Below are 25,935 nucleotides of genomic sequence, written 5' to 3' on the forward strand. Positions count from 1 at the left end.
CGGAGCACCGGCGGAGGACCTGCACGAGGCGACCACCGGCTCCCCCGAGGGCTCGGCCCTCCTCTGCGGCGGGGGCGGGGGCGCCCTGTAGCGGACATGTCCTCTAGAGGGCGGAGCGTCACTCCACCAGGGCGGAGCCTGGCCCCTCGGGGCGCCCGGCGGAAGGGCTTGCCCGGATCCGCGGCGGGGGATTGGCTGGAGGGCAGGAGAGAGAGGTGTCACCATGACGCAGACCTTCCCCGCCTGGTTGCGGGATCAGCAGAAGAGGGACGACGAGGTCGGCCGCTTCGCGCAGGCCTTCGGCGGTCGCGACGACCTGCCCGAGCACGGCGGCCGCGCGATCTACGACGGCTACTTCGCCAGCGAGCCCGAGTCGGCGCAGGCCGATCTGGACCGCGCCTGGATGGAGTTCGAGGCGCACCCCGAGCCGTCCGCCACGTCCGACGAGCCGGAGGGACTCCGATGAGCGACCAGACCCCGATGGGCGACCAGACCCCGAGCCCCGTCGAGGACCCGGACGACCAGTCCGACAAGCCCTCGCAGGCCGAGGGCGAGGACGAGCGCGACACGCCGCACGAGGTCCTGCCCGCCGAGGGCAAGCCCTCGAAGGCCGAGGGCTGAGCCGACGCACTCCCGGAGGGGCGCATCCTGCAGAGGGTGCGCCCCTCCGTCCCGTCAGCGGCCGGTGACCGCCAGCAGCTCGTGCGCCGCGGCGCTGTCCGGGTAGCGGAGGAGCACGCGCTCCAGATCGCGCCGGGCCGGGGCCGTCCGCCCGTCCGAGAGGAGCGTGCTCGCGCGCTCGAGGAGTGCCTCCGCCCGCAGCTCCACGGGCCGCGCGCTGGTGACGGTCGGGCGCACCACCCGGTCGAACGCCTCGAGGGCGCCCTCGATCAGGCCGAGCTCGCGCAGAGCGGCGCCGCGGCGGATGAGGACGGCGGCGGAGGCGGCGTCGACGTTGTCGACGGGGGCCGAGAAGTCGGCCACGTCCCGCCAGCGGCGGCGGGCGGAGTAGAGGGAGGCGAGCGTCGAGGCCGCGAGGGTCGACGGCTCCAGGGTCTCGACCGCCACGACCGCCGCGGCCGGATCCGTGGGTGCCGCCAGCTCGGCGTAGAGCAGGCGCAGCGCCGGGGCGTCGAGCGGCACCTCCACGTCGAGGCCGCCGCTCAGCGGCAGGCGGACGGTCAGCGCGATCCCGTAGCGGCGGAGGAAGGAGTCGACCGACGGGTCGTATCGGATGCGCACCAGCCAGCCGGTGAGCCGCAGAGCGCGGTCGTCGTCGGAGGAGTGCAGGGCGTCGCGGACGAGCTCGACGACGGCCGCGAGGCGCGAGCCCTCGGGGGAGCCGGTGGTCGCCTCGTGCAGGTCCTCCGCCGGTGCTCCGGCGCGCACGAGCCGGAGCAGGGGCGCCTCCCACGCCGGAGCGAGGGCGGAGGGGCGCACGAGCCCCGGCCCGCCGGGCATGCTGAGCCAGCCGGACAGCCGGGAGCGGTGGTCCTCCGGGGAGAGCGGGTCGCCGACCGCCCGGAGCCGGGGGCGTGCAAGAGCGCGGAGCTCACCGCTCCGTCGGAAGCCGACTGCCACGGCCGATCCCCCTCCGCGTGCGACGACGGCTGAGGACCGTCGATCCGCCGAGTCTACGGCGTCGCGCGCCGCGGTCACCCCCGAACGGGGAGCGACGCGGTGGCGGCGATCCCCCGCCTCCACCGCCTCATCCGCCGATCGATCCGGCCGTGCGCAGCGGCATCACGTCGGGCTTCTCGGCGGTGCTCTCGATCGTCACGACCGCCTTCTCCTCGTTCGAGCGGAGCACGGCGTCCATGATCTCGAGCACGTGCAGGGCCACGCGGCCGGAGGCGCGGTGCGGCCGGTCCTCCGCGATCGCCTCCGCGAGGTCGGCGAGTCCCACTCCGCGGCCGGTGTCGATCACGCCGGCGGAGTCGGGGACGACCCGCCAGTCCTCGTCGCGGACGGCGACCTCGACCGGGTCCGAGAACATGTTCGGGTCCGGGACCGAGATGGTGCCCTCGGTGCCGTAGACCTCGAACTTCGGGGCCCGGCTGCGCCAGACCTCGAAGCTCACGGTGACGGTCGTGGCGACTCCGCTCGCGTGCTCGAGCAGCGCGGTGATGTGGGTGTCGATCGTGACCTCGATGGGCGTGCCCGCCTTCGGCCCGGTCTCGATCGTGCGCGGGCGGTCGGAGCGGGTGGCCAGGCCCGTGACGCGGACGACCGGCCCGAAGAAGTGCACGAGCGCCGTCAGGTAGTACGGGCCCATGTCCAGCAGCGGGCCGCCGCCCGGCTGGTAGTAGAACTCGGGCGCCGGGTGCCAGCGCTCGTGGCCGGGCGCGGCCCAGTGCACCTGCGCGGCGATCGGGGTGCCGATCGCTCCGGAGTCGAGGGTGAGGCGCGCGGTCTGCACGCCGGTCCCGAGCACCGTGTCCGGGGCGCTCGCGAAGCGCAGGCCCAGCTCGTCCGCGAGGTCGAGCATCGGCGCGGCCTCGGCCGGGTTCAGTCCGAGGGGCTTCTCGGCGAAGACGTGCTTGCCCGCCTTCAGGGCGCGGGTGCCGATCTCGACGTGCGCCGCGGGAATCGTGAGGTTCAGCACCGCGTCGATCTCCGGGTCGTCGATCAGCGCGTCGACGGACAGGGCGCGGACGCCCTGCTCGTCGGCGACCTGCTGCGCCCGCTCCTGGTTCAGGTCGGCGACCGCGACGAGGCGGAGGCCGGGGAAGGTCGGGAGGTTCGCGAGGTACTGCTCGCTGATCTTCCCGACTCCGATGATGCCGACTCTCAGCGGGACGCCCACAGCATTCCCCTCTCGATGATCGTGCGGACGTTGTCGTCCTGGAGGATCTCGACGCGGTGGCCCGGCGTCGAGACGAAGATGCGGCCCTCGCCCCAGAGGCGGGTCCAGATCGCGGGGGAGGTGATGGGGCGCTTCCACGGGTCCCACGGGCGGACGGCCTGCGTGGTCGTGGCGAGCACGTCGTTGTAGTCGTCGTGCAGCACCCAGTACTGCTCGGTGACCAGCTCGAAGTCCGAGACGCCCTGCGTGATGGGGTGGTCGGCGGCGAGGGCCGTCATCTCGATCGTGTGCGGCACGTAGTTGTCCGACTGCTCGCCGGTGCGCTCGTCCGGGTGCTTGCCGGGGTGCGAGGCGAACTGGCCGCCGATCAGCTGCAGGTAGTCGGAGTTGTCGCGGTAGGAGTCGGCGATCCCGCCGTGCCAGCCGGCGAGGCCCGTGCCGCGCTCGACCGCCGCGCGGAGGCCCAGGAACTCCTCCCACTGGATGGAGGTCATCGTGTTCGACTGCACGATCAGGTCGACCGTCCGCAGGTACGCCTCGTCGGCGTACACGGCGGTCGACTCCTCGACGCGCACGTCGTAGCCGTTGTCTCGGAGGAACGGCAGGAACAGCTCGGTCGCCTCGACCGGTTGGTGGCCGTCCCAGCCCCCTCGGACGACGAGGGCCGTCTTGCCGGGAGTGGTCGGGGAGTGGTCGGTCATCGTCGTCCTCACGTGCTGGCGGATCGCTCCGCGGTTCGTCGTCGAAACAGGACTTGCGCAACTTCAGTGCGGGAGCCCCGGCGTTCGACCATCATGCACCGCGGTTCCCGGCGGGAGCAAGCCGTCCGCGCGCCGGTCTAGTTGCGAAAGTCGGTATCCGCTACGGTGAGCACATGCCCGACCACGACGACGTCTCCGGAGCGACCACCCGCCCGACCATGGCGCTGATCGCCGAGCGTGCCGGGACGAGCGTCCCCACCGTCTCGAAGGTGCTCAACGGCGGCACCGACGTCTCGGAGGCGACCCGTCTGCGCGTGATGGAGGCGGCGCACGCGCTCGGCTACCGCCGCCGTCCGCGCCTGCGCCCGCCGGTCGAGGACCCGCACTCCGCTCAGATCGTCGACGTCGTCGTCGGCCACATCGGCGGCACCTGGATCGGCCCGGTCCTCGAGGGGATCGAGGCCGAGGCCTCCGCCGCCGGAGTCGACCTGGTGCTCACCCGCGCCCGCGACGACGGCGCCTGGATCAGCCGCCTCCTCCGCCGCCCCTCGCTCGGCGCCATCGTGGTGCTGGTCAACGTCTCGGCCGCGCAGCTGCACCTGCTGACCACCGCCGAGCTGCCCGTGGTCGTCGTCGACCCCAGCACGCGGCCCCCGGCCGACGTCGCGAGCGTCGGCGCGACCAACTGGGACGGGGGCCGCATGGCCGCCGAGCACCTCCTCGCCGAGGGCCACACCCGCTTCGGCGTCCTCGGCGGCACCCGCACCCAGCTCTACAGCAGCGCCCGGATCGACGGCTTCACCACCGCGCTCCGCGCCGCCGGAGCCGCCGACCCGCGCGTCGCCTACTGCGACTGGGACCGCGAGCTGGCCCGCGAGGCCGCCGGGCTGATGCTCGCCGAGCCGGACGCGCCGACCGCCTTCTTCGCCTGCTCCGACGTGATGGCGCTCGGCGTCTACGAGGCCGCCGACGACGTCGGCCTCCGCATCCCGCGCGACCTCAGCGTCGTCGGCTTCGACGACGTCGAGGAGTCGGCCTGGGCGACCCCGCCGATGACCACGATCCAGCAGCCCATCGGCGAGATGGGCGCCATCGCCTTCCGGATGCTGCACCAGGCGCACCGGTCCGCGACCCCGCTCGCGTCCGGGGCCTCGGCGACCCGCATGGAGCTGGAGACCCGGCTGATCCGCCGCGCCTCCGTCGCGCCCGTGCGCGTCTAGGTTTCTGAAACCTCGCCTTTGCGTCAGGTTCGTCGATCGCGATCGATCGAGAGAGTTGTGCCCTTAGTGTCGCGTCGCGCTCGGGGCATCGAAGGAGAGGAGTCACCGAGGAGCCTTGTGAGGAACGATGAACGATGTCATCGTCCCTCACGTCGGTGGATTCGGCTCCGGAGGTGGACCTCCGCACCCGCGAGAGGTGGGGCAGGAGCCTTACTTCACCACGGGCCCGATCGCTGCGGATGTCCGCGTCGCGGTAGTGAAGCCGGCCTTCTTCCCGGTCACAACGACCGTAATCGCCTTCCCCGCAGTCGCACTAGAGAGCTTGAGCGTCGCACCCGTCGCTCCCGTGATCGCAGCACCGTTCGCCTTCCACTGGTAGGTCAGCGAGACAGGAGAAGGCCCCCAAGTGCCGGAAATCGCGGTCAGCGTTGTACCGATCTTTGCCGTGCCGGAGATCTTGGGAGTCGGGCCGGTCAGGACGCCGGCACTCACCGCTGCTGTACTCACTGATGTCCGGCTGGTCGTCGTGTACCCGGATGCGCTGCCGGTCACCGTCACGGTGATCGTCTTTCCCAGGACGACGCTCGAAGGAGCGTAGGTAGCAGTTGTCGCGCCTGCGATCACGGAACCGTTCGCTTTCCATTGGAAGGCGAATTTAGCCGCGGAGGTCCCCCAGGAGCCGGCCGAAGCGGTGAGCAAGGAGCCGACGCGGGCTGTACCACTGATAGTCGGAGTGGTCGCCGAGAACGTACCCGATACCACCGCTTGCGTAGGTGCAGAGGTTCTGGTCGCAGGCGAGTACCCAGGCGCTGCTCCACTCACCGAAACGGCGATCTTCTTGCCGAGAGTTGAGCTGGTCGGGGTGAAGGTGGTGGCAGTCGCTCCAGCGACGGCCGCCCCGTCAGCCGTCCACTGATAGGTAAAAGCGACTCCCTCCGGTGTCCACTGTCCTGCAGAGGCGGTGAGAGTCGAGCCCACCTTCGGTGAACCGCTGATGGACGGAGTCGCTGCTGCCAGGACGCCCTTGGCGATCGGAGAGGTCGCCGATGACGTCCGTGTGGATGAGACGTAGCCCGACTTCGAACCGGTGACCGCCACCGTCAGGGTCTTGCCCGCGTCGGAGGCACTAGGGACATAGGAGGATCCGGTAGCGCCGACGATGTCGACGCCGTTCGAGCGCCACTGAAAGGCGAGGTCGACCGGTGCCGGCCCCCAGGTACCCGTCACCGCCGTCACAAGAGAACCGACTGCCGCAGAACCGGAGATGAGTGGGACGGAAGAGGAGAGGGTGTCCCCACCGAGCACGACGCTCCGGCTCACGATCCAGCTCTCACCTGCGACGTTGATCGCGCTGACCGAGAGAGTGTAGGAGCCGTTAGGAGCGAGATTGGTGAAGGACTGTGATCGCTTTGTCGAGGAAACGATGGTCGACCAGGCGCCAGAACCGCTCGCATCTACGCCGTCACGGGACACCCTGTATCCGGAGATCGACGTTCCTCCGGTATCGGAGGGAGGCGACCATTGCAGGACGGCGGACCGGGTGGCGCTGTCAGGAATCGCAATCACTTTGGTCGGTTCGGAGGGCTGGAAGAAAGGCTGAGACACGATCGACGTCGTCGCTCGCGCGCCACTCCCCTTCGCGTTGACCGCCTGTAGCGTGAACGTGTAGGTGGTGTTCGGCTTCAGATTCGTGAAAGTCTGCGAACGCTTATCCGGACTGACCAGCGTCGACCAGGGGCCGCCCCCTGAAGCGTCCGAGCCGTCCCGACCGATCCGGTAACCGGTGATGGGCGATCCGCCGTCCCGCTCGGGCGCTCGCCACATCACCGTGACGTTGCCGCCCGTGGCTTCCGTGATCTCGAAGTACTGCGCTGCGTCCGGGGCTGCAGAGCCAGTCGAGAAGCGCGAGCATGTCTCTGCCAGATGGTCCCAGTAGACCTCGCCCTCGTAGTCGTATTGCGAGCTGTTGCCGGGCCGGACGCAGTACTCGTACCGCATGTTTCGTTCGATGGGCACGATCGCCGACGTGATGGCCGGGGAGGAGGTCGGCTGGTCCCAGACTGTCCCTGTTCCTCCCTCATAAAGGGTTTTCAGATCCCATACGTAGGTCTCGAATGCGCAGGAGGCGGATCCGGCATCAGGAGCAGACCACGAGAACGTTGCGGACCCGCCATCGATATCGATCTGCGACTTCAATTCTCCCGGCGCTGGCACGTTCTGCAGATGGACGAAGTCCATCGTCGCGGGAGCACTCTGTCCGCTGGACATCTGAAGAGGTTCGCCGTCGGAGCCACCGGCGAAGGGTGCCTTGAAGTCGCTGACGCTCGAGACGTCGAAGTGGTAGCGGTCGAACGGAAGGTCGGCGGTGAGCGAGGTGCTGCCCGACACCGAGTAGAGCGCTACCGTCTCATCGTACGAGTACGGATTGTCTTCGCTTTCGACGTAGACCGTGCGGTAAATATGCACGCGAAAGCCCTGAACGGCCTGCGCCGGGGCCTTCCACCGCAGAGTGACCGGAGTCGTGCACGCGACGTCAGTTGCCGTCACCTCGGTCGGAGATGTTGGACTCCCGGCGGCCTGAGCGGGCGGTGCTCCAATGAACAGCGAGACGAGTAGGGCGATCAGGAGAGTCAGGCTGAGGGCCGACTTGCGCATTGAGGTCTCTTTCGAGTTCGACGGCGGAGCGAACCGACGGTCGCCGAATCCTCACGGATCTTGACATCCGCTGTCGAGGCTCCATAGCCCCCGTTCAGGGAAGAGATGGGAGGATCCGCAATTCGTAGCTAGAAGAGTGACGTCGACTGATGCCGAGGGTCCACCTGCCGGCGGATCGTGCTGGGCCTTGTCCCTGCCCGGCCGACACGACTGCCGTTTCGCCTCCCTGCCGGCCATGCTGCACGCGTGCCTCGGTTGAGGAGAATGGGTGCAACCGCCCTGGGTGGCGTGAGGGCACTCATGGCAGGGCGGGATATGCGCCCGCGCGTCGTCGATCGCGCCGAGGAGGACCCGGCTCAGGTGGCGTCGAGGCCGCGTTCCTAGCGTGTGCCCGGAAGGTTTCAGACGGAGTCCACCGATCACAGCGGGGTTCTGCGGCGGGCGCCGGGGAAGCGCATCGGGGTGTCTGCACACCCGAGGAGTCTTCTCCGCGAGTTGTGGCCGAGGCACATGGCGGAGAACACGCCGGGGTCGGCCCTCTCGGCGGTGGCGCTTCCTGTTCGGGCGACGCCAGCCGTTTCGCCGGCGCTGGATCTCGAGAAGTGGAGTGCTATGGGGTCTCGGGGTCGGTGAAGCACGCGAGCCGGCCGTGCGCATGCCGGCGATGTCCTGCAGGCCCGGCGCGAGTCGTCTGAGCGGGAGGATCCGACTGCCGGGATCGATGCGTCACGGACGGTCCTCATCCGCCCGCCGTGACGACCCTTCGCGACGCATCGACCCCGGGGGGCGCTGCGGAGGGCGCCCCCGCCCTCAGTGCCCCGCGCCGAGGTTCCCGGCGAGGCGGCCGTGCATCCGGGTGGAGGCCTCGTTCATGCCCTCGATCACGGCGCGGGTGCCGTGGCGCTCGTACTTGGTGGTGACGGCGTCCAGCGCGGCGACGGTCGAGGCGTCCCAGACGTGGGAGCCGGAGAGATCGATCACGACGTGCGCGGGGTCCTCCGCGTAGGAGAACTGCGTGGTCAGGTCGTTGCTGGAGGCGAAGAACAGCTCGCCGGTGACCGTGTAGCGGGCCGTCGATCCGTCGGCCGAGAGCGTGCGCTCGACGGTGGCGAAGCGGGCGACCCGGCGGGCGAAGACGACCATCGCGGCGAGGACGCCGACGGCGACTCCGATCGCCAGGTTGTGGGTGAGGACGACCACGACGACCGTGGCGATCATGACCACCGTCTCGCCGACGGGCATCCGCTTCAGGGTCGAGGGGCGGATGCTGTGCCAGTCGAACGTCGCCACCGAGACCATCACCATCACCGCGACCAGCGCGGCCATCGGGATGATCGCGACGAGGTCGCCGAGCGCGACGACGAGGATCAGCAGGCACACGCCGGCGAGGAAGGTCGAGATGCGGGTGCGGGCGCCGGACGCCTTCACGTTGATCATCGTCTGGCCGATCATCGCGCAGCCGCCCATGCCGCCGAACAGGCCGGAGAGCACGTTCGCGGCGCCCTGCCCGAGCGACTCGCGGGTCTTGCGGGAGGGGGTGTCGGTGATGTCGTCGACGAGCTTCGCGGTCATCAGCGACTCCAGCAGGCCGACGAGCGCCATCGCGAGGGCGTACGGCGCGATGGTCGTGAAGGTGTCCCAGGTCAGCGGCACGTCCGGGACGAACAGCTCGGGGAGGCTGCGGGGCAGCTCGCCCTGGTCGCCCACGGTCGGGACGGCGACGGCCGTGGCGACGACCGCCGCGGTGATCAGGACGATGGCGACGAGCGGAGCCGGAACGGCCTTCGTCAGGCGCGGCATCACGACCATGATCACGATGCCGGCGGCGACCAGCGGGTAGACCAGCCAGGGCACGCCGATCAGATTGGGGATCTGCGCCGAGAAGATCAGGATCGCCAGCGCGTTCACGAAGCCGACCATCACGCTGCGGGGGATGAAGCGCATGAGTTTCGCCACTCCGAGCAGCCCGAGCACGATCTGGAACACGCCCGCGAGGATCACCGTCGCGATGAAGTAGTCCATCCCGTAGTCGCGGGCGACAGGGGCGATCACCAGGGCGACGGCGCCGGTCGCGGCGGTGATCATCGCGGGGCGCCCGCCGAGGAAGGCGATCGACACGGCCATCACGAACGACGAGAAGAGGCCGACCCGCGGATCCACGCCCGCGATGATCGAGAACGAGATCGCCTCGGGGATGAGCGCGAGCGCGACGACGAGGCCGGCGAGGACCTCGCGGGTCAGGATGCGGGGGGTGCGCAGCGCCGTCATCACCGTGGGCTCAGCGTGCGGGCGGGCAGGGGTCTTCGAGGCGAGGGCCATCGCGGCGGCTCCAGGGAGTGGGAGGGGTGCTCGACGAGGAGCGCGGAGGACTGCGGCGACGGGTCGGCGGAAGCGGGCGGGGATGCCAAGCTTGCAGAGGCGTGTCAACAGCACGGGCAACCCTACCTTTACGTGAGGGTAGATCTGAAGGGGTGAGCAGGATCGGCACCATGCACATCGGCGAGCTCGCCGAGCGGACCGGCCTCTCGCTCCGGACCCTGCGGCACTACGACGAGATCGGCCTCGTGAAGGCGTCCGGCCGCACCGAGGGCGGCTTCCGCCTCTACACGTCCACCGACTACGACCGCCTGATCCTCATCCGCCGCATGAAGCCGCTCGGCTTCTCGCTGGAGGAGATGGCCGCGCTGCTCCGCGTGATCGACACGCTCGACGCCGAGGGCGACGACGCGCCGGCCGAGGTCCGCGCGCAGCTCGACGGCTTCGTCGCGCAGGCCCGCGAGCGCCGGGAGGCGCTGAGCGCCCAGCTCGCGATGGCCGACGAGTTCGTCGAGCTGCTCACCAGCCGCTGAGCCGCGGCGGATCCCCGAACCGCTCCGGTCGCGCTCGCGTCCGGCAGCTGCTCCGGGCAGCGTCCGGACCCCGGCGATCCGGGCGCTCTCGGAGGCGGTCGCCCGCGCCGCGGGCCCCTTCGCCGCCGCGGCTGACCGAGGCCGTCAGCCGCGCGGGCCGCGGGCCAGCAGCGCGTGCAGGAGGGGCAGCACCGACGCGATCATCAGCACCGTCCCGAACCCGCTGTCGTCCGGGCGCACGACGGCGCCCGCGATCAGCAGGCCCGCGAACAGCACGGCCGAGATCACGCGGCGGACGGTGCCCTCGAGGCGGTTCAGCCGGCGCTCGATCGTGGGGACGGTGACCGCCAGCTCGCCGTCGTCGAGCGTCGTGACGAGTTCGTCGAGCCGGCGCGGCAGGCGCCAGATCAGGCCGAGCGTGTCGACGGCCTGCTTGCCGACGTCCTGCACGACGGAGCCGCGCTCCTCGCGGATCAGCTGCTGCGCGTAGGGCTCCACCGAGTCCCACAGGTTGAAGGCCGGGTCGAGCGCGCTGCAGACGCCCGAGGTCAGCGACATCGCGCGGATGACGAGCAGGAAGTTCTCGGGGAGCTGGAACGGCAGCGCGCGCACCACGTCGCCGAATTGCACGGCGAAGTCGCGGAACTCGCGCGGATCCACCTCCCGCAGCTCGGCGAAGCCCATCCCGCCGAACCGGGCGAAGAGCTGCGTGAGCGCCCGCTCCAGCTCACGGGAGTCGGCGGAGGGCAGGAGGACGCCGACCGCACGGGCCGCGTCGACGAGCCCCTTGCCGTCGCGGGAGGCGGCGGCGATGAGCATCCGGCGCAGGCCCGCGCGGGTGCTCGGCGGCACCTCGCCCATCATCCCGAAGTCGATGAAGGTGAGGCGCCAGGGCAGCTCGCCCCCGGGGGTCGGCGTGACGAAGACGTTGCCGGGGTGCGGGTCCGCGTGGAAGTAGCCGTGCGTGAAGAGCTGGTCGAACATCACGGCCGCGAAGACCGGAGCGACCTCCCGCGGGTCGATCCCGGCGGCCAGCAGTGCGGCGTGGTCGGTGATCTTGATCGCGGTGACGTCCTCGAGGGTGAGGACCTTGCGGGTCGAGCGCTCCCAGACCACGTCGGGGACGGCGACCCGGGCGTCGCCATCGAAGTCGGCGGCGAAGCGGACGGAGTTGGCCGCCTCCTGCAGGTAGTCGATCTCCTCGAGGCTGGTGACCGCGAACTCCTCGACGAGCGCCGGGGCGTCGACGCGGTCCGAGACCAGGCGCACGTGGCTGAGCCAGCCGCCGACGCGGCGCAGGGCCGCGAGGTCGACCTCGACGATCTGGTCGATCCCCGGCCGCTGCACCTTCATGATCGCGGCGGAGTAGCCGGTGTCCTCGGCGTCGACGGGGGAGAGCCGGGCGCGGTGGGCCTGGCCGAGGGAGGCGGCGGCGACCGGCGAGTCGTCGACTCCGGCGTACGCGCGCTCGAGCGCCAGCCCGAGCTCGGACTCGGCCAGCGCCCGGATCCGCGGGAACGGGACCGGCGGGACCTCGTCCTGCAGCCCCTCCAGTTCGCGCGTGATCTCGGGCGGCAGCACGTCCAGGCGCGACGACATGAACTGGCCGACCTTGATCATCAGGCCGCCGAGGTCGACCGCGAGTACGTGGAAGCTGCGGGCGAAGCGGCGCATCCGGCCGGGCCGGGTGCGCAGCGCGACGCGCGTGAGCCCCAGCCGCGGCAGGAGCAGGTCGAAGAACCACGTGACCGCGAGATGCCACGCGGCGAAGCGGAGGATCCGGCGGTAGCGCCGCCGGTCCTCCCGCTCTCGGTGGCCCGGGGCGGCAGGACCCGGGCTGACCGAGGCCACCCGGGTCAGTCCTGCGCGAGGATCGCGTACAGGCGGCGGCGCACGTCCTCGAGTTCGGCGACGGCCTTGCGGACCTGCTCGGGGGTGCCCGAGCGTCCGACCTGGGCCGCGGCCTGAGCGAGCTCGAGGCCCGCCTTGGGCAGGGCGCCGAAGTCGACGTGGTCGGAGTCGTTCCACGGGGTCGAGGTACCGTGCTCGGCGACCGTCGCGCGCCCGGCGTCGGTCAGCGTGTAGGTCTTGCGGCCGTTCTGCTCGTCGGCCGTGATGAGGCCCTCGTCCGCGAGGAGCTGGAGGGTCGGGTAGACCGAGCCGGGGCTCGGCTTCCAGTCGCCTCCGCTGCGCTCCTCGATCTCGCGGATGATCTGATAGCCGTGCATGGGCTGCTCGGCGAGGAGCGCGAGCACCGCGGTGCGCACGTCCCCGCGGCCGACCCGGGAGCCGACGCGCTTCTCCATGCGGGAGCGGGCCTGCTCCATCGCGCGCCAGATGCTCTCGATGGGCGTGCCGGTGCCGAACGCGCCGGTCGATGACGATCCGTTCATGATGACCTCCTGTTTCCCCGAACGATACTCAGCGATATGGGTGGCGACTGTGAGCGACTGCCGCGTCGGCTCAGAGCTTCGCGAGCTTCGCCCGGGCCACGAGGAACAGCCCGTACATGACCAGTCCCGCGCTGACGAGGGTCAGGGCGATCGTGCCGTACGGAGGGACGTCGAGGAAGCGGACGGCCCCGTCGAGCCCGGTCGCCTGGCGGGCGTCGCCGGTCAGCGCCGCGACCACGAAGATCCCGCCGGCGAGGCCGAGAGCGAGCCCCTTCGTGATATAGCCGGTCGCGCCGAGGATCAGCACGGCCGTCCCGGTCGGGCCCTCGGGGATGCGGACGAGCTTGCGGAACCCGCGGCGGATCCCGATCGCGACGAAGCCGATCCCGCTGCCCAGCACGATCCCGCCGACGATCACGAGGATCACGACGCCGACCGTGCTCGTCAGCAGCTCGGTGTTGATGCGGCGGATCGTGGCCGAGGAGCTCGTCGAACCGCCGAGGGCGAAGACGAGCGTGGTGCCCGCGAGGGTGAGCGAGGCGAAGCCCTTGCCGGATTCGACGATCCGGCGGCCCTGGCGGGCGAGCAGGCCCGGCGCGGAGGAGCGCCCGCCGAGGGAGAGCTGCCACAGTCCGAGCGCGACCAGTCCGACCAGCGCGGCCCAGACCACCACGAGGCCGACGGGGGAGTCGGCCATGCGCCCGATCGCTCCGGACGCGTCCGCCTCCCGCGAGGTCTCGTCGCTGACCGCGACGCGCAGGGCGAGGCCGCCGATCAGGAGGTGGATCAGTCCGTTCACGGCGAAGCCCGTGCGCGCGAGGCGCCGGAAGCGCCGCGTCCGCACTCCGGCGCGCGGCGACGGCACGCTCGCAGTGGACACCGCGCAACCCTCTCATCCCGGTGGCCCCGGCGCCTCCTGACCCGCCGACACGTGCTCGGCGACCCTCCCCCCGGCCCGGGTGCCCGAGTCGTGGGATGGAGGTGCGGCGCCGTTCGCACCGCAGCAGGACGAGAGAAGGAACCCCATGCGTGGACGCCGACGTCGCGCGGGCGGTCGCCGAGGGCCGAGGCGGGGCGGACGTCCCGGACCGGTCCAGAACGCGGCGGATCCGCGTCGGGCTCCGCCGCGAGCGCGAGGAGCTGAAGCGCGGCGGAATCGGGTGCCGGCACGTCGTCGAGGCGCGAGCCGGCCGTCGGTGAGGGATGCCGGGACTCCGCCTGTCCCCGTCAGCAGCAGCCGCAGGCCTCGGAGTCCTCGCTCGTCAGCGCGGCGATCGGCGTCGTGCAGGACTCGCCGCGCCAGGCCTCCAGGCCCTCGCGGACGGCGACCGCGGCGATCACGAGGCCGGCGACGGGGTCGGCCCACGTCCATCCGAGCGTGCTGTTCAGCAGCAGGCCCACCAGGACGGCGGCGGAGAGGTACGAGCAGAGGAGCGTCTGCTTCGAGTCCGCGACGGCCGAGGCCGAGCCGAGCTCGCGGCCGGTCCGGCGCTCGAGCAGGGAGAAGGCTGGCATCACCAGCAGGCTGACGGCGGCCAGCACGATGCCGACGGGGGAGTGCTGGGCCCCCGAGAATCCGAGCAGCGCCCGGACCGAGTCGACGGCGACGAACGCGGCCAGGCCGAGGAACGAGACGGCGATCACCCGCAGGGCGATGCGCTCGCGCGCCTCCGGATCGCGCCCCGAGAACTGCCAGGCGACGGCCGCGGCGGAGAGCACCTCCACCACGGAGTCGAGGCCGAAGGCGACGAGGGCGGTGGACGACGCGACCGTCCCGGCTGCGAGGGCCACGATCGCCTCCACCACGTTGTAGGCGATGGTCGCGCCGACGATCCAGCGGATGCGCCTCTGCAGCACGCGGCGGCGGGCGGGGAGGAGCGGAGCGCGGAGGGCGGTCATGCGCAGCGGCAGTCGTCGCCGGAGCAGCAGTCCGGATCGACGACCAGGGCCAGGCGGAGCAGGTGGTCGAGCGCCCCGGCGATCCGGGTCTCGGCCAGCCGGTACCAGGTGTAGCGGCCGTCCTTCACGGCCTCCACCAGACCGCAGCCGCGGAGGCAGGCGAGCTGGTTCGACATCACCTGCCGGGACACTCCGAGCGCGTCGGCCAGGTCCGACGGGACCGCCGGCGCCTCGCGCAGGGCGAGCAGGATCCGCGACCGGGTCTCGTCGGCCAGGGCGGATCCTAGGCGCGCGAGAGCGGCGGAGTGGGTGAGGGTCGCGGTGGCGGGCACGGGGGAGACGATACACGGACGGCTGTATCGACGGTGAAGGGCCGTGCCTACTTCTCATCGCTCCTGGTGAGGTCCTGTCCGACAGGCGTCGCGCTCGAGGCCTCAGCCCCGCCCCGCCTTTAGGCGCAGCCCCGCCAGGAGCAGGTCGAGGCCGGAGCGGAACACGTCGAGGTCGTCGTGGGTCGCCATCACGTCGGCCGCGTGGTGGCCGAAGGGGAACTCCTCGGGGTCGAGGGCGCGCCAGCGGTCGGCCAGGTGCTCCAGGAACTCGCCCCTCTCCATCCCGCTCTCGAGGAACTCGCGGGGCGGCGGCTGCGCGAGGTCGGCCGCGACTCCGACGACGTAGCTGACGATGGACGACACGGCGTGGAACCGCTGCCGGGGCGTCAGGTCGAGTGCCATGAGCTGCTGCCCGAGCCGCTCGTACATCGCCATCGAGTTCGGCTGCACCCCGGTCGTGCGGAGCATGTAGAGGCCGAACCAGGGTCGGCGGACGCACTCGTCGAAGAGGGCCAGTGCGACGGCGCGGACGTTGTCGATCGGGTCCGGCCCGTGGGTGAGCGGCTCGCTGTCGGCGAGGACCCGGCCCATGACCTCGTCGGTCGCTCGCTCCAGCAGCTCGTCGCGGCTTCCGACGTACCAGTAGATGCTCGCCACGCCGCCGCCGAGCCGGGCCGCGAGCGCGCGGAACGTGAGGGCCGACTCCCCGGACTCGTCGAGGATCGCGATCGCCTCGGCCAGCACGGTGTCGAGCGAGTGCGACGCTCGGCGGCGGCCCCGGGCGGGGGAGGGCGCGGCGGCGCCGGCGGTCTCCGTCGGGCGATCTGCAGGCATGGCTTGCATCTTACCGAACGGCGTTCCATACTATCGAACGCCGTACGAGAGTCGAACGGCGTTCGATAGAAAGGCGCCGCCGTGTCCGCTCCGACGACCACCTCCGCCGAGTCCCGTGCTCACACCTCCCTCCGCTCCGCGGCGCTCCCGCTCGCCGCTCTCTGCCTCGCCTTCTTCGTCGAGATGGTCGACAACACGCTGCTCTCGATAGCCCTCCCCACGATCGGACGCTCGCTCGACGGCTCGACCGCCGGACTGCAGTGGGTGACCGGCGCCTACTCCCTGACCTTCGGCGGGCTGCTGCTGACCGCCGGGTCCGCCGCCGACCGGTTCGGCCGCCGCCGCGTGCTGCTCACCGGCCTCGCCGCGTTCGGGCTGATCAGCCTCGCCGTCGTCCTCGTCACCGACATCGGCCAGCTGATCGCTCTCCGCGCAGCCCTCGGCTGCGCCGCGGCCGCCATGGCGCCCGTCACGATGTCGCTGGTGTTCCGGCTCTTCGACGACGAGAGGCTCCGCATGCGGTCGATCACGATCGTGATGATCGTCGGGATGTCCGGCATGGTCCTCGGCCCCCTCCTGGGCGGCTCGATCCTCAGCACCGTCAGCTGGCAGTGGCTGCTCGTCGTCAACGCCCCGATCGCGCTGCTGGTCTGGATCGGCGTGCGCCTCGGAGTCCCCGCCGACCGGCGGGCCGACCTCACCTCGGAGCGGCTCGACCTGCCGGGGACGGTCCTCACCATCGCCGCGGTCGGGCTCGGCTGCTACACGCTCACCAGCGGAGTCGAGAACGGCTGGCTGTCGCTCGTCACGATCGCCTGCGCCGCGGGGACCGTCGCGGCCGTCGCGGGATTCGTCGTCCGCGAGCGCCGTGCCGCCTCGCCCATGATCGACCTCGCGATCTTCCGCGCCGGTGCCGCGCGGGGAGCGGCGCTCACGCAGCTCGGCGCCTCGGTCGCCTTCGCGAGCGTCCTGTTCGGCCTGATCCTGCACTTCCAGTACGCCTACGGCTGGAGCCCGGTGCGCGCCGGCCTCGCGAACCTGCCCGTCATCGTCACGATGCTCGCCGCCACTCCGATCACCGAACGCCTCGCCGCGAGGCTGGGGCACCGCGCGGCCTGCCTGATCGGCACCGGGCTCCTGGTCGGCGCACTGCTCGGGATGTCCTGGGCGGTGGACCGGGGCTACCTCGCGATCGCCGTGATGATGGTCGTGATGACGGTGGGCCTGCGGACGATCATGACCATCTGCGCCGTCGCCCTCGTCGAGGCGATGCCCGCGAACCGCACCTCGATCGGTGCGGCGCTCAACGACACGGCCCAGGAGATCGGCACCAGCATCGGCACGGCCGTCGTCGGCACGCTGATCGCCGCCCTGGTGGCGACCACCCTCCAGGCGGGCGCATGGAGCACGGACCTCGTCCGGAGCTTCTTCGCGGGCGAGCGGGTCGCCTACCTGGTCGTGGCGGTCCTCGTCGGCGTGATCGCGACGATCGGCTCGCTGTCCCTCAGCGACTCCCGCTCCACGGAGGAGCCGGCGGCGGCCTAGTCCATCGGGTCGCGCCGGGCGTCCTCGAGGTCGGCGATGTCCGTGTACTCGAGGAAGTCCAGTGGCGGGATGTCGGTCATCTCCTCGCTCCACGAGGGGCGGACCGGCTGCATGCGGCGCGTCTCGAGCTCGATGTGGGCGATCACCTCCGCGTCGTCCGGCTCCTCCACCTCGCTGCTGTCGATCGGCACCGACCAGAGCTGGCTCGCCGGCCCGATCAGCAGGTGGGCGTAGGCGCGGCCGCCGCCCTCGGTCAGGACCGGCACCGAGACGACGTCCGACTTGCCGACGTCCGCGAGGGCACGGGCGTAGCGGAGGACCGCCTTGCAGGTCAGGTCGCCGACGAGGAGGTGGCCGCTGGAGTAGTGCAGTTTCCGCATGCGTCCAGCCTCCGCGCGCCGCCCGCGGGGCCTCAAGAGGGTTGCCGCGGGGAGGCGGTTCCCCTAACGGACCGGGAGGTCCCGCCCGATCGGGATCACCGCTCGGGGTGTCCGGCGCTCTCGCGGAGCTCGCGGCCGTCGGCGACGTCCTCGGCGTGCTTCTGGGCCTTCTTCTCGCTCTGCCGGGTGTCGCGGGGCGGGAGCTGGATGTGCTCCTCGGCTTCGATGCCGGCCTGCAGCTGGCGGCCGCGCTCGAGCTCGGCGTCGAACTCCGCCCCGAAGAGCAGGGCGAGGTTCGTGATCCAGAGCCAGAGGAGGAAGACGATCACGCCGCCGAGCGCGCCGTAGGTCTTGTTGTAGTTGCTGAAGTTGGCGACGTAGAACGCGAAGCCGGCCGACGCCAGCGCCCAGACGACGAGGGCGAGGATCGAGCCCATGCTGGTCCAGCGGAACTTCGGCTGCCGCACGTTGGGCGACCAGTGGTAGAGGACCGCGACGATGACGACCATGATCGCGATCAGGACGGGCCACTTGGCGATGCTCCACACCGTCAGCGCGACCTCGCCGAGGCCGACGGCGTCGCCGATGGTCTGCGCGACGGGTCCGCTGAGCACGAGGATCAGCCCGGCGATCACGAGCAGGAGGACCGTCACGAGGGTGACGGCGAGCATCGTGGGGCGCAGCTTCCAGATCGGGCGGCCCTCGTCGATCTCGTAGACGCGGTTCATGCCGCGCCCGAAGGCGCCGACGTAGCCGGAGGCGGACCAGAGGGCGCCGAGGACACCGGTGACGAACGCCAGACCGGCGGCGGGGCTGGAGGTGAGCTCCTGGATCGGGCCGCGGACCGTGTCGAGGACGTCGGCCGAGACGAACCCGCCGGCGATCTCGAGCACGGTGTCGGTCGTGGTCTCGGCCTGGCCGAAGAGGCCGAGGATCGAGACGATCGCGAGCAGCCCGGGGAACAGCGCGAGGACGGCGTAGTAGGTCAGCCCCGCCGCGATGTCCGTGCACTGGTCGGCGCCGAACTCGCGGAGCGTCTTCTTGAGGACGTAGCCCCAGGACCGCTTGCTGACCTCGGTCGGTCCGTCGGGCTTGCGGGAGTCGTCGGGGTCGGGCGCGGTGCGGTCGCGCTCGGTGCTGGTCTGGGCCACGGTCGTCCTCCGTCTCGAGCGTCTGCCGGTCGTCGGGGACGGAGGACCGCCTGCGATCGCTCCGAGCCCCTACGACGCCGTGCTCGCCACCGACCGTAGGAGCGCCGGACGCTCAGGGCAGGACGGTTGACAGCCGCCCGTCGAGTCCGGTGGGGGAGGTTTCCCGCGGTGGACCCCGCGCTCAGAGCTGCGCGAGCAGCCTCACGCACGCCTGCTCGCAGCGGCGGCAGGCCTCGGCGCAGATCCGGCAGTGCTCGTGCATCCCGGCGTGCTGCTCGCAGTCGTCGGCGCAGGCCCGGCAGGCCAGGAGGCAGGCCTCGACGAGGGCGCGAGCGGCCGCGGATCCGACGACGCCGCGGCGCGAGAGCACGGCACCGGTCGCGGCGCACACGTCGGCGCAGGCGAGGTCGGTGCGGATGCAGTGGACCAGCTCGGCGACCGACTCCTCGCCGAGGCACGCGTCGGCGCAGGCGGTGCAGGTGAGAGCGCAGGCGCCGCACGCGTCGATGCACTCGGCCAGGACCTCCGGATCGACGCCGCGCAGCTCCTCGGGGTGGCTCCGGATCATGTCGCTCGTGCTGCTCATGGCGCGTCCTCTCGTCGTGACCCCGGCGGGTCGATCGGTCCGGGCGACGCTACGCGCCCGCCCGCCGCCGGGCGAGGGCCTGGCCAGGCACCGCGGCCGGTGATAGCCGGGCCGTCAGCCCCTCACGACGAAGGCGTCGTGGATCAGGTTGCCCCCGGTCGCCGCCGGATTCCGTGTGCTGCCGCGGGTGATCGTGACGGTGTGGGTGCCGGCGGGCAGGGTCCCGCTGGTCCAGACGGTCTGGGCGGAGCGGGTGGTGGCGCTGTAGCGGTCGACCGAGGCCACGAGGACGCCGTCGAGGCGGACCTCGTCGATCCCGGACGTGCTGGACCGGCGGCTCACCCACGAGACTCCGGTGCCGGTGAAGCGGAGGGTGGCGGAGGCGCCCCCTGTCGACGAGAAGGAGACGCCTCCGCCGCTGTCCGCGGAGGAGGAGGTCGTGGACCAGGTGCCCGTGACGGCGACGGCCGGCGAGCCGTTCTGGTGGGTGCCGGCCCCGGCGGCGGCGAGCGGAGTCGCGGTGGCGGTCGGCGTCGAGGTCGGCGCGGGGGTCGCGGTCGGCGTGGGCGTGGCCGTCGGCGCCGGAGTGGCGGCCCTCTTCGCGAGCACGATGGACGCCGTCGCTCCCTTCAGCCCGCTCGGCCGGAACGTGATCGTCGTCGCGGTGCTCGTCCTGCTCGTCACGCTCAGGGCGGCGCTCGAGGACACCGTGCCCGCGGTCGGCCGCGCGAGCGTCACGGTGAGCGCGCTCGTCGAGACCTGCGTCGGGTCGACGGTCGAGACGGTCACCGTGTCCGCGTCCTCCCGGATCGAGACCAGTCCGGCGCCGGTGATGCTCGCGACCCGGGTGCCTCCGACGAGGACGGGGCTCGTGGTCCCGGCCTTCCACGACACGGCGCTCACGGTGCCGGTCGAGCGGTCGCGGGCGGCGCTCAGCTGGGGTGTGTTGCTGAGCACGGTCACGTCCGGGTCCGCCGCGTACGCGGCGGTCGCCGCCTCGGAGGCGCCGGGGAGGACCGTGTACGCGTAGGAGGCGCCGGTCGGGTTCGTGCCGTGGCTCGTCGTGAGGGAGTAGTAGTGGCCGGTCACCGGCGCCGTCGGACCGGCGGCGCTCACGGCGCTCCAGGCTCCGGTGCGGGTCCGTCCCTGCGCGGTCAGGGCGATCGGCGACGGGAAGACGTAGCCCACCGACTCCGCGGAGCCGGTGATCGAGGCCCAGCGGGCGGTGCTCGTGGCGGTCGCCTCCGCACCGCGGAGGACGCCGTCGACGCGGAGCCTCGCATCGGGAGCGACGTCGCGGCGGTCGTCGATCACCGTCTCCGCGCGCCGGCGCGCCCCGTCCCAGCCGGTCCCGGACATGTCGGTCGCCGTGATCCCGGAGCCGAGCGCGAGGATCTCGTCGTCGAAGGTGAACCAGGCCTTCTTCGCGACCAGGCTCACCGACGCCGCGTCGAAGTCCAGCGCCGCGATCCCCGTCCGCCGCGACGGGCTCTCGAGGCTCCCGGTGAAGGTCGTCGTCGGGCGGGACGACGCGCCCTCGCCCGCGCTCCGGACGATCGTGTCCTCGGTGGTGCCGGGCATCCGGTACGGGTTCGCCGTGGCCCAGTAGCCGTCGTCGTACTGGCGCCCGCTGCCCAGGTGGAGCGAGGTCGCGCCGTCGCCGGTGTACCAGCCGCTGCGGTTCTCGCCGTTGAGCGACTCGTAGCGCGCGATCCGCGTGCTCGACAGGCCGACGGCGAAGCCCGAGGTCGCCGTGGTCCGCGTGAAGCGGTCCATCCCGGCGAAGGCCCGGACGCCCGAGCCGATCGGGGTCGCGATCAGGCCCGTGTCGGCGAGGACGAGCCGCGCGCGCACAACGTCGCTGACGGATCCGGCCGTCTCGATGCTCACGGGGCTGCCGGAGTTGCAGGCCAGCCAGCTCTTCGCCAGCGCGTTCGTCCGTGTCCTGGCCGAGGGAGGGGCGCTGTCGGCGAGGCGCAGCACCGCCGCCTGCAGCTGGACTCCGACGTCGCCGTCCTCCGACTCCGCCCGCGCGGTCTCGCGGCCGCGGACCGTCGACATCACGGCGCCGCACCAGGTGACGGGGGCGAAGGAGGAGGCGAGCCGGTCGTACACGCCGAGCCCCTCCGGGCTCGTGATCTCCCAGCGGGAGCCGTCGAGCAGCGCGTACAGGTCGTCGAGGGTGTCGAGCATCGAGAGCCCGTACCCGCCGCTGTAGGCGTAGACGCTGTGCTGCACGAAGGAGCCGTCGGCGTGGAAGCCGTCGCCGGACGCCACCGTCCGCAGCGCCGGGTCGATGCCGGCGGCCGCCTCCGCGATCTTCGCCGGCTGCTTCAGAAGCACTGCCCGCCCGGCGATGACCGCCGCCGTCCAGACGCGGTTGGCGCCGGTCCGGGTGACGGTGTCGGCGAAGCGCGTCGAGGCCGACAGGTAGGCCTGCACCTGCGCCGCCGAGAGGTCGGGGTAGAGGAGGGCGGTGATGCTGTTCAGCTCGAGCGGGATGCCGATCTGCTGCTCCCACCAGCGGGAGGTGCCGGTGGTGGAGCGGTTGTAGCGGTTCGCCGAGAGCCAGTCGGCGGTCGTGACGACGTCGCGGAGGAGCGCCGGGTCGCCGGTGAGGGCGGTCCCGGGGGTCTTCAGCGCGGTCGCGAGGACGGTGACCCGCTTGTAGGCGGCCCACACCTCCACCGCCGAGGTGCCCGTGACCAGGTCGGGCCAGGGCTCGCCGCCGTCGGTCTCGAGCGTCGACCAGTAGCCCTCGGCCTCGGCGACGAGGCGGCCCTTCGCCGCGGCGAGGCCGCCGACGCTCGCGCTGCCCGGGATCGTGCCCGTCAGGTCGGCGACGAGGCCGAGGCGCATCGCGTCGTACTCGTCGCCCGCCGAGTCGACGGCGGACGCGGTCGGCGCGGCGGCGAGCGGGAGGATCAGGGCGGTCACCAGCAGGAGCGCCGCAGCGAGCGGGCTCCCGCGCCGGGGCGCGTCGGATCGAGAGGGTCGGTTCGTCTCCGCGCGCGTTCGGCGGAGGGGACGCGGCTGGGTGGGCACGGGCGCTCCTGAGGCGACGCCCACGAGCCTGCGGGCTTCGGGTGCTCGCGGGTCGCCGGGGGAGCGTCGGGTGAAGAATAGGGGTCCGCTCCGTCCGGCGGCAAGAGACGGAGGCGAGGACGGCCGGGATCGGCCACCGCCGACGCTCCCGACCGCGCGATCTGCGACAGCCGTACCCCGTGAGGGGTACAGAGGCGCCGAAGGTCCCCCACCCGTCAGGCGGGGCGATACGGTCGGTGGTGCGTGTGCGCTCCGGGGAGTCCCGGCGCGGCGCGCAGGGGGAAGGGGGCACGGATGATCGAGGCCGAGCAGGATCCGCGGCTGGTGGCGCTCGAGGCGCTCGAGATGATGGGGTCGGCTCCGGAGGAGCGCTTCGACCGGATCACGCGGATGGCCGAGGAGCTGTTCCGCGTGCCCGTGGCCGAGATCCACTTCCTCGACGACACCACGCTGTTCACGAAGTCCCCGCAGCGTCCGGAAGCCGTGCTCGCCTACCCGCGCGCCGGCACCTTCTGCGACGCGACGCTCCAGAAGCGCACCACCTTCGTCGTGCCGGACCTCGGCGCCGACGAGGCGTGGGCCGGGCACGAGCACGTCGCCGGGCACCCGCACGTCCGCTTCTACGCCGGGCGGCCGCTGTCGGTCGAGGGCGACCTGCAGCTGGGCACGCTCTGCCTCATCGACTTCGTGCCCCGGAGCCTCACCCCGGACGAGCGGCAGCTGCTCGAGGAGTTCGGCGAGTGGGTCGAACGGGAGCTGCGCGACACGGCGGAGCGCGACCGCGCCGCCGACATGCAGACGCAGATGGCGCCCTCCTCCCTCCACCACCCCGCCGGCTACGAGCTCTCGGGGCTCTCGCTGCCGCGGTGGACGATCACCGGCGACTTCTACAGCTGGCGCGGCGACGACGAGACGGTCGACCTGACCCTCGTGGACGTGATGGGCAAGGGGACGGCGGCGGCGATCGTGGCCGCCTCGATCCGCTCCGCGTTCCGGGCGCGCCTCGGCGGCGACCCCGACGCGGTCGTCAGCGCGGTGAGCGCGCAGCTGCACGACGACTTCACGGCCACCGAGACCTTCGCGACGCTCTTCCACGGGCGCCTCGACACCGCGTCCGGCCGGATCGACTTCGTCGACGCGGGCCACGGGCTCACCGTCCTCCTCCGCGCCGACGGCTCGTTCCAGCGGCTCGCGGCACTGGGCCTCCCGCTGGGCATCGCGGAGGACGGCGGCTGGATCACCCAGACCGTGGAGCTCGAGGCGGGGGACTCGCTCCTCGCCTTCACCGACGGCGTCCTCGACCTGTACGACGGGACGCTGCAGTCCCTGGCGCGCGCGGTCGACCTCGCCCGCGACTCCGACAGCACCGCCGCGTTCCTGCAGGCGCTGAGGGCGCTCGCCGCCTCCGGCTCGGCGTCCGACGACATCACCGCCCTCGTGCTGACCCGCACGGGCGCCGACCGCTCCGCCGAGAAGGACTCCGCATGACGTTCACGACCGAGACGATCGCCCCCGACATCGCCGTGCTGCGGGGGGAGGGGCGGCTCAACGCGGCCTCGGCTCCGGAGCTGCGCGCGGCCGTCCGCCGGGCGATCGACGAGGGCGGCCCCCGCATCGTCGTCGAGCTCAGCGCGGTGACGTTCATGGACTCCTCCGGCCTCGGCGCCCTGGTCGGCGCCCTCAAGACCGCGCGGCAGGCGGGCGGCGACCTGCGGATCGCGGCGCCCAGCGAGCAGGTCGTGATGGTGCTGCAGCTGTCCAACCTCGACCGGGTGCTCACCCTCTTCGACACGGCCGGCGACGCGTACCGTGACTGAGCGCAGCGTCGGGTTCCGCACGCCCCCGGACGACACCGAGGTCGTCCACGAGCTGCTCGCGGGGCTCTGGAGCGAGCGCCCGGACCTGCCGGCCCGCGACCGCATGGCCGTCGAGACGGCGCTGGTCGAGCTGGTCGACAACGTCATCCAGCACGCGACGTCGACGACGACGATCGTCTGCCGCCTCGTCGTGCGCGTCGAGGGAGACGTGATCCGCGCGGAGCTGATCGACACCGCCGATCCGCCGGACATCGACACAGGGCCGCGGGAGATGCCGGACGTCTTCGCGGAGTCGGGCCGCGGGCTCGCCCTCATCCAGGCGCTGACGACCACGTTCGAGCACGAGCGCTCCGAGGGGCGCAACGTCTGGACCCTGACGCGGGCGCTGGACTCCTAGCGACCGGCGCGGGTCAGCGGATCGTGTGCGCGGTGATGACCGCGGCGGCACGCGCCAGGTCGTCCGCCATGCCGTTCAGCCCGGGGGAGGCCTGGAGCACCTCCGCGCTGACGTCGTCGTAGCGCTCGTCCACCTGTGCGAGCAGCTGCTCACCGGAGGCGGTGAGGCGCAGCAGGACGCTCCGGCGGTCCTGCGGGTTGGCGAGCCGGTCGACGTGGCCGGCCGTGGCGAGCCGGTCGAGGAGCGCGGTCACGGCGCCCGTCGAGAGGGAGAGCTCGAGACCCAGCCACTTCGGCGTGAGGTCCGGCGACTCGCCGAGGACCTCGAGCGCCGTGAGCTCCGAGATGCCCACGCCCACGCCCGCGGCGATGCTCGCGCGGAGGTGCCGCTGCGCGTTCTCGAGCAGGCGGAGCGACTGCCGCAGCTGCACGGCGGGCGCGTCCTGATAGACGTCGCGCGGGGTCGGTTTCTCGGTGGTCATTCGTCCTTCTCGGGGTAGGGCTGGGGGTCATCGTACGGGTCGCTCTCGGGGGTTCCGACGTGTCCCCCGGACAGGGGGCTAAAGGACGATTGCAATGTATCTTGGTCATAAAGTAACTTAGCGGTCAATCGAGTTCGGCGAACCACCAGCCGGACCCTCCCCCTTCAGCACCAGCCCGCCCCATCCGATCAGGAGTCCTGCCATGTCGACCCACACCGCCAAGTCCAAGCGCGTCCGCTTCGCTCCCCTCGCCATCGCGACGAGCATCGCCGCCGCCGCCCTGCTCTCCGTCTCGATGTCCGGCACCCTGTCCGGCTTCGTCGCGAGCATCTCCAACACCGGCAACACCGCCGCGTCCGGCTCGCTCGTCATGGAGGAGAAGTCGACCGGCGCCAGCCCGATCACCTGCCTCAGCACCGACGGCGGCTCGATCAGCACCAACACCGCGACCTGCGCGACCATCAACAAGTTCGGCGGATCGACCACGATGGTCCCCGGCCAGACCGTCACCACCGCGATCACGCTGAAGAACACCGGCACCGTCGCCGCCAACACCTTCACGCTGACCCCCGGCGCCACCTGCTCGCAGAGCAACAACGTCGCGGCCGGCGCCTCCGGCTCCGCGACCGACTTCTGCGGCAAGCTCAACGTCGTGATCACCTCCGGCGGGACCACCGTCTTCACCGGCACCGCCGCGACCCTCGCCGGCTCGGCCGTCAAGACCCTCAACACCGCCCCGGTCACCCCCGGCACCTCCACCCCCTTCTCCATCGCCGTGACCCTCGACTCGTCGGCCACCAACGCCTACCAGGGCCTGTCCGCCTCGCTCCCGCTCACCTGGACC

The 25,935-nt window shown here is 71.9% G+C and carries 25 protein-coding genes; 9 read left to right on the forward strand and 16 right to left on the reverse strand.

What is annotated here, in order from left to right; all coding sequences use genetic code 11:
- The first annotated feature begins 223 nt into the window (after positions 1 to 223).
- Complete coding sequence (locus C5C24_RS15105; RefSeq protein WP_104227148.1) at positions 224 to 466, forward strand: hypothetical protein; 243 nt, start codon at positions 224 to 226, stop codon at positions 464 to 466.
- A complete protein-coding gene (locus C5C24_RS18100; RefSeq protein ID WP_181135555.1) occupies positions 463 to 621 on the forward strand; it encodes a hypothetical protein in 159 nt (52 codons plus the stop codon). Before C5C24_RS15105 ends, C5C24_RS18100 begins: the two co-directional genes overlap by 4 nt.
- Before the next feature lie 54 nt (positions 622 to 675).
- Here the strand turns inward: C5C24_RS18100 and C5C24_RS15110 are convergent, their stop codons facing one another.
- The 3 genes from C5C24_RS15110 to C5C24_RS15120 all read right to left on the reverse strand — a co-directional run bounded on the left by C5C24_RS15110 (position 676) and on the right by C5C24_RS15120 (position 3,507).
- Positions 676 to 1,581 (reverse strand): tol-pal system YbgF family protein, encoded by a 906-nt coding sequence (locus tag C5C24_RS15110; protein ID WP_104305357.1) that lies wholly within the window; start codon positions 1,579 to 1,581, stop codon positions 676 to 678.
- A 127-nt stretch (positions 1,582 to 1,708) separates the two neighbouring features.
- Positions 1,709 to 2,806, reverse strand: coding sequence for a Gfo/Idh/MocA family protein (locus C5C24_RS15115; protein ID WP_104282106.1), 1,098 nt, complete (start codon positions 2,804 to 2,806; stop codon positions 1,709 to 1,711).
- Positions 2,791 to 3,507, reverse strand: coding sequence for a ThuA domain-containing protein (locus C5C24_RS15120; protein ID WP_104305358.1), 717 nt, complete (start codon positions 3,505 to 3,507; stop codon positions 2,791 to 2,793). Before C5C24_RS15120 ends, C5C24_RS15115 begins: the two co-directional genes overlap by 16 nt.
- A gap of 173 nt (positions 3,508 to 3,680) precedes the next feature.
- Here C5C24_RS15120 and C5C24_RS15125 point away from each other — a divergent pair, with 173 nt between their 5' ends.
- Positions 3,681 to 4,727, forward strand: coding sequence for a LacI family DNA-binding transcriptional regulator (locus C5C24_RS15125; RefSeq protein ID WP_104305359.1), 1,047 nt, complete (start codon positions 3,681 to 3,683; stop codon positions 4,725 to 4,727).
- A 210-nt stretch (positions 4,728 to 4,937) separates the two neighbouring features.
- On the opposite strand, the gene C5C24_RS15130 is transcribed toward C5C24_RS15125, so the two are convergent.
- Positions 4,938 to 7,274, reverse strand: a complete 2,337-nt coding sequence (locus tag C5C24_RS15130) for a fibronectin type III domain-containing protein (protein ID WP_181135556.1) — start codon at positions 7,272 to 7,274, stop codon at positions 4,938 to 4,940.
- 918 nt (positions 7,275 to 8,192) lie between these two features.
- Positions 8,193 to 9,701 (reverse strand): SulP family inorganic anion transporter, encoded by a 1,509-nt coding sequence (locus C5C24_RS15135; protein ID WP_104305361.1) that lies wholly within the window; start codon positions 9,699 to 9,701, stop codon positions 8,193 to 8,195.
- A gap of 170 nt (positions 9,702 to 9,871) precedes the next feature.
- On the opposite strand from C5C24_RS15135, the gene C5C24_RS15140 reads away from it, so the two are divergent.
- A complete protein-coding gene (locus C5C24_RS15140) occupies positions 9,872 to 10,231 on the forward strand; it encodes a MerR family DNA-binding transcriptional regulator (RefSeq protein ID WP_104305362.1) in 360 nt (119 codons plus the stop codon).
- 144 nt (positions 10,232 to 10,375) lie between these two features.
- Here the strand turns inward: C5C24_RS15140 and C5C24_RS15145 are convergent, their stop codons facing one another.
- The 6 genes from C5C24_RS15145 to C5C24_RS15170 all read right to left on the reverse strand — a co-directional run bounded on the left by C5C24_RS15145 (position 10,376) and on the right by C5C24_RS15170 (position 15,689).
- Positions 10,376 to 12,082: an AarF/ABC1/UbiB kinase family protein gene (locus C5C24_RS15145; protein ID WP_104305363.1), complete on the reverse strand. Its 1,707-nt coding sequence runs from the start codon at positions 12,080 to 12,082 to the stop codon at positions 10,376 to 10,378.
- Positions 12,083 to 12,087: 5 nt separating this feature from the next.
- Positions 12,088 to 12,624: a PadR family transcriptional regulator gene (locus tag C5C24_RS15150; RefSeq protein WP_104282100.1), complete on the reverse strand. Its 537-nt coding sequence runs from the start codon at positions 12,622 to 12,624 to the stop codon at positions 12,088 to 12,090.
- Between the two features lie 70 nt (positions 12,625 to 12,694).
- The gene (locus C5C24_RS15155; protein ID WP_104305364.1) at positions 12,695 to 13,504 is read right to left on the reverse strand and encodes a DUF1206 domain-containing protein; all 810 of its coding nucleotides are present in this window, start codon (positions 13,502 to 13,504) and stop codon (positions 12,695 to 12,697) included.
- A 347-nt stretch (positions 13,505 to 13,851) separates the two neighbouring features.
- The gene (locus C5C24_RS15160; RefSeq protein WP_104305365.1) at positions 13,852 to 14,523 is read right to left on the reverse strand and encodes a cation diffusion facilitator family transporter; all 672 of its coding nucleotides are present in this window, start codon (positions 14,521 to 14,523) and stop codon (positions 13,852 to 13,854) included.
- Complete coding sequence (locus C5C24_RS15165; protein ID WP_104234042.1) at positions 14,520 to 14,855, reverse strand: helix-turn-helix transcriptional regulator; 336 nt, start codon at positions 14,853 to 14,855, stop codon at positions 14,520 to 14,522. The genes C5C24_RS15160 and C5C24_RS15165 overlap by 4 nt, the downstream gene beginning before the upstream one ends.
- Positions 14,856 to 14,957: 102 nt before the next feature.
- On the reverse strand, positions 14,958 to 15,689 hold the full coding sequence (locus C5C24_RS15170) for a TetR/AcrR family transcriptional regulator (RefSeq protein ID WP_104305366.1): 732 nt from the start codon (positions 15,687 to 15,689) through the stop codon (positions 14,958 to 14,960).
- Between the two features lie 81 nt (positions 15,690 to 15,770).
- Here C5C24_RS15170 and C5C24_RS15175 point away from each other — a divergent pair, with 81 nt between their 5' ends.
- Complete coding sequence (locus C5C24_RS15175; RefSeq protein ID WP_104305367.1) at positions 15,771 to 17,234, forward strand: MFS transporter; 1,464 nt, start codon at positions 15,771 to 15,773, stop codon at positions 17,232 to 17,234.
- Here the strand turns inward: C5C24_RS15175 and C5C24_RS15180 are convergent.
- The 4 genes from C5C24_RS15180 to C5C24_RS15195 all read right to left on the reverse strand — a co-directional run bounded on the left by C5C24_RS15180 (position 17,231) and on the right by C5C24_RS15195 (position 22,288).
- Positions 17,231 to 17,614 (reverse strand): hypothetical protein, encoded by a 384-nt coding sequence (locus C5C24_RS15180; protein ID WP_104305368.1) that lies wholly within the window; start codon positions 17,612 to 17,614, stop codon positions 17,231 to 17,233. The genes C5C24_RS15175 and C5C24_RS15180 overlap by 4 nt on opposite strands.
- Before the next feature lie 95 nt (positions 17,615 to 17,709).
- Positions 17,710 to 18,765 carry a YihY/virulence factor BrkB family protein gene (locus C5C24_RS15185; protein ID WP_104305369.1) on the reverse strand — a complete coding sequence of 352 codons (1,056 nt, stop codon included), beginning with the start codon at positions 18,763 to 18,765 and terminating at the stop codon, positions 17,710 to 17,712.
- A 181-nt stretch (positions 18,766 to 18,946) separates the two neighbouring features.
- Positions 18,947 to 19,351, reverse strand: a complete 405-nt coding sequence (locus tag C5C24_RS15190; RefSeq protein WP_104305370.1) for a four-helix bundle copper-binding protein — start codon at positions 19,349 to 19,351, stop codon at positions 18,947 to 18,949.
- A gap of 114 nt (positions 19,352 to 19,465) precedes the next feature.
- The gene (locus C5C24_RS15195; RefSeq protein ID WP_104305371.1) at positions 19,466 to 22,288 is read right to left on the reverse strand and encodes a polysaccharide lyase 8 family protein; all 2,823 of its coding nucleotides are present in this window, start codon (positions 22,286 to 22,288) and stop codon (positions 19,466 to 19,468) included.
- Between the two features lie 402 nt (positions 22,289 to 22,690).
- Between C5C24_RS15195 and C5C24_RS15200 the strand changes: the two genes are divergently transcribed.
- The 3 genes from C5C24_RS15200 to C5C24_RS15210 are packed head-to-tail and all read left to right on the forward strand — an operon-like array spanning position 22,691 to position 24,610.
- A complete protein-coding gene (locus C5C24_RS15200; protein ID WP_104305372.1) occupies positions 22,691 to 23,884 on the forward strand; it encodes a PP2C family protein-serine/threonine phosphatase in 1,194 nt (397 codons plus the stop codon).
- Positions 23,881 to 24,213: an STAS domain-containing protein gene (locus tag C5C24_RS15205; protein WP_104282093.1), complete on the forward strand. Its 333-nt coding sequence runs from the start codon at positions 23,881 to 23,883 to the stop codon at positions 24,211 to 24,213. The genes C5C24_RS15200 and C5C24_RS15205 overlap by 4 nt, the downstream gene beginning before the upstream one ends.
- Positions 24,206 to 24,610 carry an ATP-binding protein gene (locus C5C24_RS15210; RefSeq protein ID WP_104277501.1) on the forward strand — a complete coding sequence of 135 codons (405 nt, stop codon included), beginning with the start codon at positions 24,206 to 24,208 and terminating at the stop codon, positions 24,608 to 24,610. The genes C5C24_RS15205 and C5C24_RS15210 overlap by 8 nt, the downstream gene beginning before the upstream one ends.
- 13 nt (positions 24,611 to 24,623) lie before the next feature.
- Here the strand turns inward: C5C24_RS15210 and C5C24_RS15215 are convergent, their stop codons facing one another.
- On the reverse strand, positions 24,624 to 25,091 hold the full coding sequence (locus C5C24_RS15215; RefSeq protein WP_104305373.1) for a MarR family winged helix-turn-helix transcriptional regulator: 468 nt from the start codon (positions 25,089 to 25,091) through the stop codon (positions 24,624 to 24,626).
- Positions 25,092 to 25,293: 202 nt separating this feature from the next.
- Between C5C24_RS15215 and C5C24_RS15220 the strand changes: the two genes are divergently transcribed.
- Positions 25,294 to 25,935 (forward strand): hypothetical protein (locus C5C24_RS15220; RefSeq protein ID WP_104305374.1); only part of this gene is annotated, 642 nt, incomplete at its 3' end.

This window comes from Rathayibacter sp. AY2B3, from assembly GCF_002931755.1.
In the GTDB taxonomy this organism is placed as follows: domain Bacteria; phylum Actinomycetota; class Actinomycetes; order Actinomycetales; family Microbacteriaceae; genus Rathayibacter.